This window comes from Clostridium sp. L2-50 (genome assembly GCF_000154245.1).
Lineage (GTDB): Bacteria > Bacillota > Clostridia > Lachnospirales > Lachnospiraceae > Coprococcus.
The window spans coordinates 1-15322 of the sequence record NZ_DS480323.1 but is presented as its reverse complement, the minus strand read 5'-3'; the positions used below and the strand labels follow the sequence as shown (position 1 = coordinate 15322).

General features: G+C 41.1%; 10 protein-coding genes and 1 other annotated feature. All 10 genes read right to left on the bottom strand.

Annotation, left to right across the window (positions count from 1 at the left end):
* Positions 1–5: 5 nt before the first annotated feature.
* The 10 genes from rpoB to CLOL250_RS08830 all read right to left on the bottom strand — a co-directional run bounded on the left by rpoB (position 6) and on the right by CLOL250_RS08830 (position 15190).
* The gene (rpoB, locus tag CLOL250_RS08875) at positions 6–3845 is read right to left on the bottom strand and encodes a DNA-directed RNA polymerase subunit beta (protein WP_044945749.1); all 3840 of its coding nucleotides are present in this window, start codon (positions 3843–3845) and stop codon (positions 6–8) included.
* A gap of 450 nt (positions 3846–4295) precedes the next feature.
* Entirely contained in the window at positions 4296–4661 is a 366-nt protein-coding gene (gene rplL, locus CLOL250_RS08870) for a 50S ribosomal protein L7/L12 (protein WP_021944598.1), read from the bottom strand.
* Between the two features lie 84 nt (positions 4662–4745).
* Complete coding sequence (rplJ, locus tag CLOL250_RS08865; protein WP_008402032.1) at positions 4746–5234, bottom strand: 50S ribosomal protein L10; 489 nt, start codon at positions 5232–5234, stop codon at positions 4746–4748.
* Between the two features lie 55 nt (positions 5235–5289).
* Positions 5290–5427: a sequence feature (ribosomal protein L10 leader region), on the bottom strand.
* Between the two features lie 152 nt (positions 5428–5579).
* Positions 5580–6815 carry a beta-ketoacyl-ACP synthase II gene (gene fabF / locus CLOL250_RS08860; RefSeq protein WP_008402030.1) on the bottom strand — a complete coding sequence of 412 codons (1236 nt, stop codon included), beginning with the start codon at positions 6813–6815 and terminating at the stop codon, positions 5580–5582.
* Between the two features lie 202 nt (positions 6816–7017).
* A complete protein-coding gene (locus CLOL250_RS08855) occupies positions 7018–7773 on the bottom strand; it encodes an OmpA family protein (protein ID WP_008402028.1) in 756 nt (251 codons plus the stop codon).
* 3 nt (positions 7774–7776) lie between these two features.
* Positions 7777–8787: a MotA/TolQ/ExbB proton channel family protein gene (locus tag CLOL250_RS08850; RefSeq protein WP_008402027.1), complete on the bottom strand. Its 1011-nt coding sequence runs from the start codon at positions 8785–8787 to the stop codon at positions 7777–7779.
* A 278-nt stretch (positions 8788–9065) separates the two neighbouring features.
* Positions 9066–9914, bottom strand: a complete 849-nt coding sequence (locus CLOL250_RS08845; RefSeq protein WP_008402025.1) for a hypothetical protein — start codon at positions 9912–9914, stop codon at positions 9066–9068.
* A gap of 75 nt (positions 9915–9989) precedes the next feature.
* On the bottom strand, positions 9990–11885 hold the full coding sequence (locus tag CLOL250_RS08840) for a fibronectin type III domain-containing protein (protein ID WP_008402024.1): 1896 nt from the start codon (positions 11883–11885) through the stop codon (positions 9990–9992).
* A 3-nt stretch (positions 11886–11888) separates the two neighbouring features.
* Entirely contained in the window at positions 11889–14087 is a 2199-nt protein-coding gene (locus CLOL250_RS08835) for an ABC transporter substrate-binding protein (RefSeq protein ID WP_044945746.1), read from the bottom strand.
* Between the two features lie 35 nt (positions 14088–14122).
* The gene (locus CLOL250_RS08830; protein WP_044945743.1) at positions 14123–15190 is read right to left on the bottom strand and encodes a hypothetical protein; all 1068 of its coding nucleotides are present in this window, start codon (positions 15188–15190) and stop codon (positions 14123–14125) included.
* Between the last annotated feature and the right edge of the window lie 132 nt (positions 15191–15322).

Genomic DNA, 15322 nt, shown 5'->3' with positions numbered 1-15322 from the left:
CCTTTCTAAAATTCATCATCCGAGTTGCCATCATAGTCGTCATTGTAATCATCCAGATATTCTCCGTCTGATAATGATGTCAGCTCATCATTTTCATCTGTTCCGCTGAAGCCCGCTTCTTCAAATTCACGTCCATCAGCTTCCCGTTTATCATCATCGATCATGCTCTTAACATTCTCGTCATACGCTTCGATCGTCTCACCGAGATCAACCTCTGTCATATCGTCTTTTACAACTCTGACATCGAGACCAAGTGACTGGAATTCCTTCAGCAGTACCTTGAATGACTCAGGGATACCAGGTGTAGGAATATTCTCACCCTTAATGATCGCTTCATATGTCTTAACACGTCCGATTACATCATCCGACTTAACAGTCAGGATTTCCTGTAATGTATATGATGCACCGTATGCTTCCAGTGCCCAAACTTCCATCTCACCGAAACGCTGTCCACCGAACTGAGCTTTACCACCCAGAGGCTGCTGTGTAACTAATGAGTACGGACCGGTTGAACGTGCATGGATCTTATCATCAACCAGATGGTGGAGCTTAAGATAATGCATGTAACCGATTGTTACAGGGCTGTCAAATTCTTCACCGGTTCTACCGTCACGAAGCTGTACCTTACCGGTTCTGTCGATTGGAACGCCCTTCCATTCTTCTCTGTGGTCTCTGTTCTCATAGAGGTAATTCATTACTTCTTCCGAAACAGAGTCTTTATATTTCTCATAGAAATCTTCCCACTCGGTATTTGCATAATCATTCGCCATCTCAAGAGTATCCATGATATCAAACTCGTCTGCACCATCAAACACAGGAGTTGAAACCTTGAATCCGAGAACCTGTGAAGCAAGACCAAGATGGATTTCAAGAACCTGTCCGATATTCATACGTGAAGGAACGCCCAGTGGGTTCAACACGATATCGAGCGGACGACCATTTGGAAGGAATGGCATATCTTCTACCGGAAGTACACGGGAAATTACACCCTTGTTACCATGACGACCGGCCATCTTATCTCCTACCTGGATCTTTCTCTTCTGAGCAATGTATACTCTGACTGATTTATTAACACCCGGTGAAAGTTCATCACCGTTTTCTCTTGTGAAGATCTTGGTATCCATGATGACACCAAATGCTCCATGAGGAACCTTAAGGGAAGTATCTCTTACTTCTCTTGCCTTCTCACCAAAGATGGCACGAAGGAGTCTTTCCTCTGCTGTCAGCTCTGTCTCTCCCTTAGGAGTAACCTTACCGACAAGGATATCTCCGGCACGAACCTCAGCACCGATACGGATAATACCATTCTCATCCAAATCCTTTAATGCATCATTGGACAATCCCGCAAGATCTCTTGTGATCTCTTCCGGTCCGAGCTTGGTATCTCTTGCTTCGCATTCGTACTCCTCAATATGAATAGATGTATATACATCATCTTTTACAAGTCTTTCACTTAAAAGAACAGCATCCTCGTAGTTGTAACCTTCCCAGGTCATGAAACCGATCAGAGGATTCTTTCCAAGTGCGATCTCTCCACCTGAAGTAGACGGTCCGTCTGCGATAACCTCTCCGGCCTTAACATGCTCGCCCTTGAATACGATAGGTCTCTGGTTCATACAGTTACCCTGATTGCTTCGTGCGAACTTGATAACGTGGTAGATATCCTTTGTTCCATCTTCATCTGCCTTAATACAGATTTCCTTACTTGTGGAATATTCAACTACACCATCTCTCTTTGCAACGATACATACACCTGAGTCAACAGCTGCCTTTGCTTCCATACCGGTACCTACAACGGCTGATTCGGTAAGCATAAGCGGAACTGCCTGACGCTGCATGTTTGATCCCATCAGAGCACGGTTTGCATCATCGTTCTCAAGGAAAGGAATCATGGATGTAGCAACTGAGAATACCATCTTAGGAGAAACGTCCATCAGATCAACTCTTGATTTCGGGAACTCTGTTGTATCCTCTCTGTATCTTCCTGATACGTTGTTATTTACGAAATGACCATCTGCATCCAGAGGTTCATTTGCCTGTGCAACTCTGTAATTATCTTCTTCATCTGCCGTCAGATAAATAACCTCATCTGTAACTACAGGGTTTGCAGGATCTGATTTATCCAGTTTTCTGTATGGTGCTTCTACAAAACCATACTCATTGATTCTTGCATAAGTAGCCAGAGAGTTGATCAGACCGATGTTAGGACCTTCAGGAGTCTCGATAGGACACATTCTACCATAATGAGTATAGTGTACATCTCGAACCTCGAATCCTGCTCTGTCTCGTGACAGACCACCAGGACCAAGGGCTGATAATCTTCTCTTATGAGTCAGCTCAGACAATGGGTTGTTCTGATCCATGAACTGTGACAACTGGGAACTTCCGAAGAATTCCTTAACTGCTGCTGTTACAGGCTTGATGTTGATCAGAGACTGTGGAGTGATCGTCTCTACGTCCTGAGTCGTCATTCTCTCTCTTACAACTCTTTCCAGTCTGGAAAGACCGATTCTATACTGATTTTGAAGAAGTTCTCCGACTGCACGGATACGTCTGTTACCAAGGTGATCGATATCATCCTTTGTTCCAATACCATATTCAAGGTGAATGTTGTAGTTAATTGAAGCGATAATGTCTTCTTTTGTTATATGCTTTGGAACAAGGTCAGATGCATCTCTTGCGATAGCTGCCTTTAATTCTTCTTCGTCTGAATATTCATTTAAAAGGGTTTCAAGGACAGGATAGTATACACCCTCATGGATACCTACTTCAGCAGGATCAAATCCAACATACTTGGACAGATCTACTACCATATTTGAAAGCACCTTTACGTTACGTTCTTCTGTCTGGATCATAACATATGGTACAGCAGCATCCTGGATATCCTTTGCCTGTGCTCTTGTAAGTGTCGTGCCTGCTTCTGCGATCACTTCACCGGTTGCCGGATCGATCGCATCCTCTGCAAGTATCTGACCTGTGATTCTGTTCTGGAATGCCAGCTTCTTATTGAACTTATAACGTCCAACCTTTGCAAGATCATAACGTCTTGGATCAAAAAACATTGCATTGATCAGGTTCTCTGCACTCTCTACTGCAAGAGGCTCACCCGGTCTTATTTTTTTGTACAGCTCAAGAAGACCATCCTGATATGTCTCAGAAGGATCCTTTTCAATACTTGCTAAAATCTTTGGTTCTTCGCCAAACAGATCGATAATCTCTGCATTTGTTCCGATTCCCAGTGAACGGATAAGTACTGTGATAGGCACCTTTCTGGTTCTATCTACACGAACATAGAAAACATCATTCGAATCTGTTTCGTACTCTAACCATGCACCACGGTTTGGGATAACTGTACAGGAGTACAGCTTCTTACCAATCTTATCATGTGCAATATCATAGTAGATACCAGGTGAACGCACCAACTGGCTTACGATAACTCGCTCTGCACCGTTGATCACAAATGTACCTGTCTCGGTCATAAGAGGAAGATCACCCATGAAAATCTCATGTTCTGACATTTCCTTTGCGTCATTTGCATGGAGTCTTACTTTTACTTTAAGCGGTGCAGCATATGTTGCATCTCTTTCCTTGCACTCTTCGATTGAGTACTTCACATCATCTCTACATAACTGGAAATCTACAAACTCAAGACTAAGCTGTCCTGTATAGTCAGTAATAGGAGAGATATCTTTAAATGCCTCCTTCAGACCATCGGTAAGGAACCACTGGTATGAGTTTTTCTGAACTTCGATAAAGTTAGGCATCTCCAGGACATCTTTCTGTCTGGAATAACTCATTCGGATACCTTTACCAGATTGAACAGGACTAATTCTGTTTTTTTCCATCGACACATTCACCCCTTGGAATTTATTTTTAAGCGTATATTCTGTTGAAATGCTTACATTTAACCGAAATATATTAGCCGTGTCATTATACATCTGGTTTGAAAGCAAACCAACCCATAGTATAGACAGTCTACATCATATCACGTTTTCAAGGTGCATGTCAAGAAAAATTTGGAATATTTTTGAAAAAGAATTGAATATGAACTTTTATCCATATTTATATGCCCCTCTGCATTCTTTTGAAACAGCCTGCAGCGGTATTATTACAGAACAGATACATAACGCCGACTATATCATGTCGTATCTGTGTTCAGAATCTTAAAATCACTTATTCGGTCTCAACTGCTCTTATTGATAAAAATGATCAGTTCGCCGGAACTTTGACAAAAACGACCTGGCAGGTAATTCTCCCGCCAGGTCGAAAGATATTCATAAATACAAGGAATAAAATTACTTTAATGTAACCTTAGCGCCTTCAGCCTCTAACTTAGTCTTAGCTTCCTCAGCCTCGTCCTTTGAAGCTCCCTCTTTGATAACCTTTGGAGCGCCATCAACAGCATCCTTAGCTTCCTTTAAGCCAAGACCTGTGATCTCACGAACAACCTTGATAACCTTAACCTTGTTAGGACCAACTTCTGTAAGTTCGATATCGAATGAATCCTTCTCTTCTGCTGCTGGAGCGTCTCCGCCTGCTGCTGCTACAACAACACCTGCTGCTGCTGATACGCCGAATTCTTCCTCACATGCTTTAACTAAGTCATTTAATTCTAATACTGATAAACCTTTGATTACTTCAATAATTTCCTGAGTTGTCATTATTATTTCCTCCATTAATATAATATAGTTTAATAATTGCTGCTTCTATTAAATAGAAGCCGATGTGCCTGTATGCACAAATAATTAAGCTTCCTTCTGTTCTGCAATCTGCTTGATAACACGAGCGAAGTTTGCAATAGGTGACTGGATACTTCCAAGGAATTTGGAAATAAGTACTTCTCTTGAAGGAATGTTTGCAATAACTGCGATACCTGCTGCATCGTAGAATGTACCTTCTACAACGCCACCCTTAAGCTCAAGTGCCGGAGCAGTCTTTGCGAAGTTAGCCAAGATTCTGGCTGCTGCTGTAGCATCTGTCTTACAGATAGCTAATCCGGTAGGTCCTTCGAGACATGGCTTCAGTCCCTCGAACTCTGTGCCTTCAATAGCGAAGTTGATCATGGTGTTCTTGTATACCTTATAAACAACCCCAGCTTCTCTTAACTGCTTACGAAGCTGTGTGTCCTGCTCAACTGTAAGTCCACGGTAGTCAACTACAACTGCTGTCTGAGCACCATCTAAGTTAGCTTTGATTTCTTCAACTACTGGCTTCTTAATCTCTACCTTTGCCATAATGCGCCTCCTTGTTTTACTAATGACTGCACATAGTTAACAGAAAGCATCTTCTGCTAAAATAAGAAAAGCTCTCTGTCGATAAGACAGAGAGCATATAGTTAAAATAATATTAACGATATATTCCTCGGTAGGTGTTTTTCAACTTATGCCATCCGGCACCTACTGTCTTCGGCAGTTCATCGGGGGATACTTTACCATAACACAAGGAATATGTCAATACGTTTTTTCACTTTTTGATGTAAATTTTCACTTTTCCATGTAAATTTACACTTTTTCGTGCAAATACTTTTGCTCACATTATTTATGATGTGTAATTCTTTTATATCTGTTTTTGTCTGGATCTTATTCTTCCCATTTCTTTACAAGGATACTTGCATTGTGTCCGCCAAATCCAAGAGAATTGCTCAGTGCATATGTAATGTCCTTATGAACGCCCTCACCCTTTGTATAATTCAGGTCGATCTCGCCTTCTGTCTCACGAAGACCTACTGTTGGGTGAATGTATCCATCTTCGATAGATTTTACGCATGTAATAAATTCAACTGCTCCGGCCGCGCCAAATAAATGACCGATCATGGATTTTGTAGAATTGATATTTACATTATATGCATCCTTACCAAATGCTTTCTTAATGGCTCTTGTCTCATAAAGATCATTGTGGTGGGTACTTGTTCCGTGTGCATTGATATAATCAACATCTGCCGGTGTAATGCCAGCCTCGTTGATCGCAAGTGTCATGGCTCTTGCTGCACCCTCTCCATCCTCGGCAGGGGATGTAATGTGAAATGCATCACAGGTGGAACCATATCCGACAACCTCGGCAAGGATCTTTGCTCCTCTTGCCTGCGCATGCTCCAAAGATTCCAGAACTACGACTCCGGCGCCTTCACCGATAACGAATCCACATCTGTCTTTGTCAAACGGAATCGACGCACGATCTGCTTCTGTTGCACTTGAAAGAGCTGTCATGGAGATAAATCCTGAAACATTTGTCTCACAGATCGGTGATTCAGCGCCTCCGGCTACCATCACATCTGCATCTCCGACCTGAATATAACGATATGCCTCGCCAATGCTGTTTGTTCCTGTCGCACATGCTGTTACAACATCTGTACATTTGCCCTTTAAGCCATATGCGATCGCTACATTTCCGGCTGCCATATTCGAGATCATCATAGGAACCATCATTACACTGACACGGTTTGCCTTACCATTCATAACCTTGGCATGTTCCTTTTCGATCGTAGCTACACCGCCAAGTCCGTTACCGATACAGGTTCCGAATCTTGTCAGATCTTCTTTCTCAAGATCAATACCGGCATTCTTGATTGCTTCGCCTGTAGCTGCAACTGCATACTGGCAGAACGGCTCCATTCTTCTGGCTGCCTTTGGATCCATATATTGTTTTGGATCAAAATCTTTTACTTCAGCACCCATTTTGCATTTATATTCGGATACATCAAATTTTGTAATCTCGCCAATACCTACTTTATTCTTCTTAATGCCATCCCAGAATTCTTCTACGTTATTTCCGATCGGGGTTACAGCGCCCATTCCTGTTACAACTACTCTTTTCATCTCGTTTTCCTTTCAAAAGACAATCTATCCATTTAGTACATATAAATATGTACCGTCGCAATGCTCATTGTACCATTTCACCTGTCGGTTCAATGTTGGTTTCGCATTATGCTGGTATGTACAAACACATCCCATCGCAATGCTCATTGTACCATCTCGTTTTTAAAACCGCAAGTGTTGGTCTGTTTCTCTTTCAAAATATCTATTTCTCTTTCAGAATATCCATCATCTCAGCGATCATTTCTTCATCCTGAAGCCGGAACAGAATCTCTACTCGTCTGGATGCTTCCAGATCGACAGCTCCATCCTCCTTATAAATCGGATTGCTGTAGGACTTTCCATTTGCCGTCAGCACACTTCGAAGCAGTTCAACATCCGTGGAGCTTATGATCCCGTTACTCTCGGTCAGGCAATACTTTGCAACAGAAAAGGCTCTATGCTGGGAAAGTTCAAGATTATAAATATAAGATCCATTCGTATCTGTATGACCTTCTATAATAATCTCCGATACATAATCACGATATTTTTCATCCAGCAGCACTTTACAGTATTTGGGAAGAAATTCTTTCAAGAATGTCTTTCCTTCTTCCTTCAGATCACTGTCTGCTACATCAAACAAAACGCTTGCATCAAAGGTGATCGCACCCGTTTTCTCGTCTACCTTGACATTTAACGAACTGTCTGCGAACTCATCACGGAGTGCCGCCACCAGATCACTTCGGATGCCTGCGATACGGTCAAGCTCCTCCTGCTGGTCTTTTAACAACTGCTCCTGTTCCTTGATAATTTCTTTCTGCTTATCAAGCTCTGCCTGTTTACTCTCATACTGGCTCTTTGACTGCATCAGTGTAAAAGAAATGATCAGAATAAAGATCAGAAGGAGCGCCGCCATCATATCGGAATACGACAGCCAGTAAGAGGTTTCTTCTTCCTCCGGTCTTCTTCGTTTCTTACTCATGCCTTATCCCTCCCTGCTGCTCTGCTCGATCGCCCTCGGGCGGTTCAGTCTGCCCCGGAAGATGTCATTCTGATCTTTCGTCAGGATACGGATATCTTCGATATCTTCATGCATGGATTTCAGATATGCAAGTGTTTCTTCGATTGCCTTCTGTGTTGCTATCGTTGCTTCCAACTGTTTCTTCTGGAAATCAAGTTCCAGATTGCCATTGTCGTAGGTAGCATCCGGACGCACATACCGTTTGAACTCTGCTACAAATTCATCCAGCTTGTGATATGCCTGTTCCAGAACCGTCTTAAAGATCAGATTAAATGTCAGGGAAAAGATCATACCATAGATAGATGTATGGAACGCAACCTTGATACCATCCATCAGAGGTCCGATACTGTTCGTAATCTCCTCTGCTGAACCTGTATTAAATGCCTGAAGTCCGATTGACAGACCGATAAAGGTACCAAGGATACCCAGTCCTGTCATGGCTCCCGGAACCAGACTCAGACGACCTTTTTCAACCGCATCATCGATCAGCTGGTAATTGATAAAATCTTCGATATCGCAGGCATATTTTCCTTCCTCATCCTGCTCCAGACGTTTCATTTCTTCCACATAATCTACATAGGAATTTCTCAGATGTTCCTCATTAAAGATACCATACCGGGTCTCGGTACGATACAGATCCCAAAGAAGCTTCTTTTCTTTTGCATAGTCGCCCTTGATATAGCTGATGGCTATACGAAAATCTTCCCCCATCTGGTCGATATGCTTCAAATGCTTATATGCATAGACAAATATCGCTCCCACGATTCCAAACATACAGACACTGATCAGCACATTTGCCGGATCCAGACTATCATTTGTCACATTCAGTAAAATACAGATACCGAGCATCACCACATAGACAACAGGCAGCCACTTTTTATTCAGCTCTACCTTCATGTTCTGCTTCTTACGGAATGCTCTTGCCGCACGTTCATTCTGCGGCCGAATGGTTTTTAACCGGTTTCGTTTGTTCATTTTTTCGTTTCCTCTCGTATGATCTCATTCAGCCTTTTCATTCGTATCTGCCAAAGCGTTTCCCCATTCGTTTTATTGTAGCATTAATCCGCATTTTTTACCATCACAATGCGTAAAAAAACGGCACCAGATACAAATAAATTCTATTATCTGTATCTGATGCCGTATGCTAAATACAACATCGTCCATCTGATGCCATAAGCTCTAACTGTCTATCTGACGCTATAAGTTCTGACCCTCACCTGACACCGACCGGCTGTAACGCCTGTATTTTCATTTTACCAACCGCTTGCAGAAGGTTCTGAATATAAAACTTTGGATCCTTTCCCGTTCTTTTTCACGAGTATCAGTTTGGAATATCCATTTTTATCACATTTCTTATACACAATGTAATCACCCTGTAATGTATAATACTGTATCGTTGAAGTACTGCTTGCATTCTTATCCTTCAATACATTATAGATCTCCGTTTTCTTTCCCTTTGACGTCGTATAATCTATCGCCTGTGGAAAATATAAACTACCCACTGTCTTTCCTCTGGAGGTAAGTGAACCTTTTGATGTCTTGATCGGCGTTCTTGCATCCCGTTCTGTACTTAATACAACAGATTTTGCTTTCTTTTTATTTTTTCCGGTAAGTGACATGGAATATGTACCAACCGTTTTATCATATTCTATATCACTGGTCTTTACATGCTGCGTCTTTGTATAGTAGATCTTTTTGCCTGCAAATACAAAATCACGGCCTCTTGCAAGTTTTGTTTTCTTACCATTCTTAATAGATACACGCACGATATACTTATCTGATCCATCGGATCCGCCATAATTATCATAGACTGCATACAGATAATTTCCTTTTTTTCTCAAGCTTCTAAATCCTTTTCCACCTGCTTTGGCAATGGTTTTTGTCTTCTTCGTTTTGATATCATAGCAGAAGATTTTTCCAGTTTCCGTGATTGAATAATAAACCTTATTACCACTGATCACAACTGAACATCCGCCACCACCAATATAGTTATCCTGTGTCTGATATGTCTTTGCATCTGCCTGATTCGGGTAAATTAAGCATCCGATCAGGACTGCAAGCATACTGAATAAAATTGCATGTGATTTTAAAAATTGTTTCATATCTTATCCATCTCCTTCATTATTTGATTAAATATCTGCCTCTATATTCTTCGCCTCTTCATGTCCGGCGCGGCTCTAGTCTCTGATGACCTTATCCAGGCAGCCATGTTCTTCACATGAATTTCTTGCCATTCTTCCCTGCGCATCGATATATACAATATTGCCATCGGCATCTTTGTATGCCAGAGACTCATGCGCTCCTGCGCTTGGATTGGTACTGGCATCTCCGATCGTAAGCCATACGCCTTCGCCTTCTGCAACAGTATCTGTCGCTTTATCATACAGATAATTCAGTCTCAGATCCTCCTCTGCCGCAGCGCAGACAATATCTATAGCCACACAGGTTATGATACCGCCACGCAATGCCATCGCGCGGTTTAAAACCGGCATATTGAACATATTATAATAAAGCGCAATACCATCGACTGAGAATCCATCCCACAGAGTCGGATTTACATCTTTTTGAGTACATTGATATCCCGGATAATGCGCTGTCGTTGAAATATAATCTGCAAGAGTTTTCAGCTTATCATAATTCGACATATCATCTGTCCACAGCTTTGCCTCTACATTTCTCCGAACCTTTGTATACAATTCTGTATCAAGAAGATTTCCATCTTCATCATATGGCTTCGGAGCAACATACATAGTGTCATATAAAACACCATCCCTGTAAGCATCCAGTCTGCACACGCGCACACCTGCACCAGCTGTTACAGTAAGCTTGCACTGTGACATTGCCTTGCCGGAAAATTCTATTTTTCCACTTGTTGTCGAAGTCGTAACGGATGTTGTCTCTCCATATACCCCCTTCAGATTATAGGTTTCTACTTTTATTTCCGATTCTGAAGTATTCCAGCCTGCCCAATCCATCAGATTTCTGTATTCTTTCGGTGTAACATCGGATACCTTAAAGGTTATATGTTCATTTAACCATGCAGCATTACCTTCACATGCAAACCATTCACAAAAAGAACCTGTACCATTCGTTACGGTTATATCTTCAACCTCTTTCTTCATGGTTTCCCCGTACCTATAACCGGACAGATTAAATCCTCCAAGCGGGTCTTCATTATTGTATATTCTCACTTTTCCCAAAGCAATCCATGTCTCTTTATAATGCTCTGTCTCAGGGAATATAATACACAGGCTGGTATGTCCGGCACTCGTACATACCACATTTCCGTTCTCATTCTTTTTGGTATATCTTTCTGTATAATCGATATATTCTCCCTGATTACCATAAGTATAATATTCCTTTATTTCTCCTGCACATTCCGGCTGCTTGGAATAATGAACCTTTATTTCTTCTCCCACTTCATATTCCATTTTTTCCAGCTCTGCCGTGCCATCCCACTCTTTTTTTTGATCCTCGGACTCCTGTCCGCCGGAATTCGTGTCCCCGGTAGTGCCTGAGTTCCCGATGGTATCTGTATCCTTAGTTGCACCTGTGTTTCCAGTGATGTCTGTATCCTTGGTGGTGCCTGCGTTCTCAGTGGCATCCGTTACATCTGTGGTGTTCTCAGACTTATTGCTATCACCAGTATTCTTCTGACCGGAGTCCTTCTTTGTCGTCTTCTTTTTCACTTTAACAGACTTCACTTTACTCCATGCGCTGTGATATTTTTTCTTCTTTACAGTCCGGTACACACGCACTCTGACATAATATTTTTTGCCCTGCTTCAGCTTCTTAAACGTTACCATTGTTTTCTTAGCACTGACTTTCTGGCTTTTTACGTTTTTCTTAAACTTCTTGTCTGTACTGATCTGAATCTGATAGCTGCCCGCCTTTTTTGATTTCTTAAATCTTACTGTCACCTGTCCCGCTGATCTGGATCTTACTGACGTAATAGATGTCTTTGGAACTGTAACCTTACTGCCTGTTTTCGCTTCTGATGTAAATGAGCAATTCACGCATAGCAATGCTGCCACCATGCACCAGACAATGATCTGCTTCAATCTATTCTTCATGTATTATCTCACCTTTTTTACTTTTACACCCTTCTTCACATAGTAAACATGCTTTCTATAGGTGACATTTCCAGTGTAAGATTTCTTCCATACACCATTCTTGACATAACATTCTTTCTTACCATTTTTGATGAATGCTGTCTTGTCTGTCTTCAGACCTTTTTTAACATAATAAGTTGCCTTACCGACTTTTACAAATCCGGTCTTGGTGTTCTTTGCGCCCTTATTCAGATAATAGGTCTTCTTACCAACCTTTACGAATTCATTCTTTGTACTGCAGACACCCTTCTTTACATAGTAGTACTTCTTGCCTTTCTTCACGAATCCGGTCTTCTTATTCTGCACTACACCCTTCTTGATGTAATAGGTCTTCTTGCCAACTTTGATGAATCCGCTTCTGCCTGACTGGATCAGACCTTTCTTTACATAGTAATATTTTCCGTCAGATCCCTTTACAATGCCATTACTTGTAAGGGATACCTTTGGTTTTGAGATCTTATAAGAACCACCATTAATGCTTCTTGCCATCTTATCGAATACTTTATAAATATTCTGATTATTTTTCATAGCTGCAGGATTCTTACCCTTACTGATCACCTTCTGAGCTGCAACGGTATTATTTGGAAGGTCGCCCAGAGAACTCATTACAGAAGGATCGCAACATAAGGCTTTTAGGAACTGCACTGCTGCTTCATCCTGCCTGCCACTCTTAATTGCGTAGTATGTACCACCCCAGTTATAGGCAAATGGTCCCTGGCAGGCAGCCATCGGCTTGTCAAATGTAATGCTATACTGTCCCCAGGTGCCAGAGAACCAGCCAAATACCTTACCGGATGTCATATCAGCCACCCAAGCACTGCTCCACATCGAGCTTCCTGTATCATATCCATTTCTACGGGTCGCCTTCGCGATCTTTTCCACAGTCTTCTTATCTGCTTCAGATAACATAAATACCTTGCTATTATCCTCGTAAGAATACGATGTATCCCCTATCATGTTATTGAGAATACCCTCACAACCACTCATTGTATATTTTGATGCTCCGGAGGTCATATAGTAACCGGCCTCTTTCATCTTTGCAGCAACAGACAGATAGCCATCAGCTGTTCCGATCATCTTCTGAACCTTTTCAGGATCTGAAGTTCCAAGAACCTTCTGTGCAATATCCGGATCAAACATAAATGCTCCCGGTGTTGCTTCCGGTGTCATCGCTACAAGCTTGCCCTTATAGGTTCCTGCTTTTCTGGTATATGGATAAGACTGGCTGTAAGCATCTGTAAGTCCAAGCTTGTCCAAATCTGTAAATACTCCTGTAGATAAAAGTACATCCAGCTTTGCTGAATCCATCAAAACGATAAACGTAGCTTCGGGATTGTTTGCAAGCTTCTGCTGTACTAATGCATAATATTCAGCTGATCCTCCGCCAACTTCATATTTGATCACTTCGATATTCTTTGTATAAGACGGATATTTCTTATTAACCGCCTTTATCGCCTGTTCCACCTGACTATCCCATGTCAGAATATAGACCTTATTTGTCTTTAATTTGCTCTCTTTGGCTATACTGTTTACATATACAGTAAAGGAAACTGTGCTTGAATTACCCATTTCATCAGAAATCACACAGTGATAATCCTCAGTCTTCAGCTTTTTTGTTTTGTTTACCGGTGCTGTACAGGTATAAGATGCTCTATGCCCTAACTGTCCTACATCTCCCCCGTATGACTGTCCTTTATACCATGTATATGTAAGCTTCCCCTGATTACTGCTTGCGGATACCTTTAGTGTTACTTTCTCTCCTGAGTTCGCTATCACCGTATTATTGCCAACTGCTTTAGCTGTTATATTTGAAGAATTTACATAAATATAAAATTCACAAAATTTTCCATCTCTACTATTCTTGTCGGATATAGATACATAAACAAACTGGGATTTTGTAACATTTCTCAATGTATATGACAATCCATCTGCACTGACAGCTCCACCATCTGTAAGCCAGTTACAACTACCCACCTCAAAACCTGCCGGTAGATTTAACTTACTGAGATTTATTGATAAGGTGACATCTGCTCCGGATTCTACCAACACCGTCTCCTCGTAATCAACACTTCCCGCCTCTACCGGAAACTTTAGTCCCGGCAGCCATATGAGTGCAGCTATAGCGATGCACATAAGCGCCAGTAGTTTCTTCATTTTTTTCATAATCATCTCTCCTTTGCTTTTAAAATTGTGATATATTACTCATTATAATTTACATTGTAGCTATACAGATCTTTAATCTTCTTACCTTTATTATTAAGAAGCTGAAGGGTGATTTTACATTCACCCAGTTTCTTCTTTGCTTTATTCTTTCTTAACAGAATATAGTCTCCAAGCACAATATAGCTTCTTCTCTCGCTTGAGCTGGAATTAATGACCTTTTCTTCTCCTGTCGCAATATTCTTTTTGTTTAACAGGCCAAAAGATCCCATTGAGTCATATTCATATCCCTTATACTGTGCTTTCTCACCGTCAATTACGCAGCCGGATGTGCTGACCTTAACCTTCATATATGTTTTCGGCAGATTCTTGATCTTTGTCTTTTTCCCTTTTTTGTTTATTTTGTAGAAAACATCAAAGTTGTTATAGACATACACCGCATCTCTATAAACAATTATGCGGCTGTCCTTTACATTTCGACACACTTTCGTAAGCGCTTTTTGACTGATTACTTTTTTATGAGAGCCATCCAGATTCATAGATGCAAAATAATAATTATAGTTTGAAGTGCCATTTGAATATGCATAATATATCTTATTCTTATAAATGGAAAACTCAAAACCCGGCTCCGGCGAAACGCTGATTGATGAACGCTCAAAAAATAATTTTTTCACCTTTCCATTTTTCACATTTACGCGAATAATGCCATAACACATAAGATCATCCTTTAAACCACAATAAAGATATCCTTTATAGTAAAACATGTTGCTGATATTGGCATAATTCTTATAGGAATAATATGTATTCTTATTTCTTACCTGCTTTGGCAGCTTTGCTAACTTCTTGTTTGTCTTTTTCTTGACATCATAGCAAAAGATATAACCCATTCTGTCACTTGAATAATAAATCTTATTGCCTACCTGTACCGCAGCATAAGATGTATCATGCAATCTATGACATCCTATCACTGTCTGGGAATCATCCGCCGCTGATAATGATGCTGCCTCCGTCTTTAATACCGGTGCCGTAGGTATGATACCGCTGATACCCAGCATCACGGCTAATACAAGACACATGATGCGTTCTTTCATCTTATTCTTTTTCATCCATCTCTCTCCTTTTCTCTTATACACTATGCCTTCTATCGGTTACACTGCTTTTCTTATACTTATGTAAACCTCATTGATGTCTGTAAAAAAGCACAAATATTATAAAAAAAAAAAACGGCTGTCAATAGT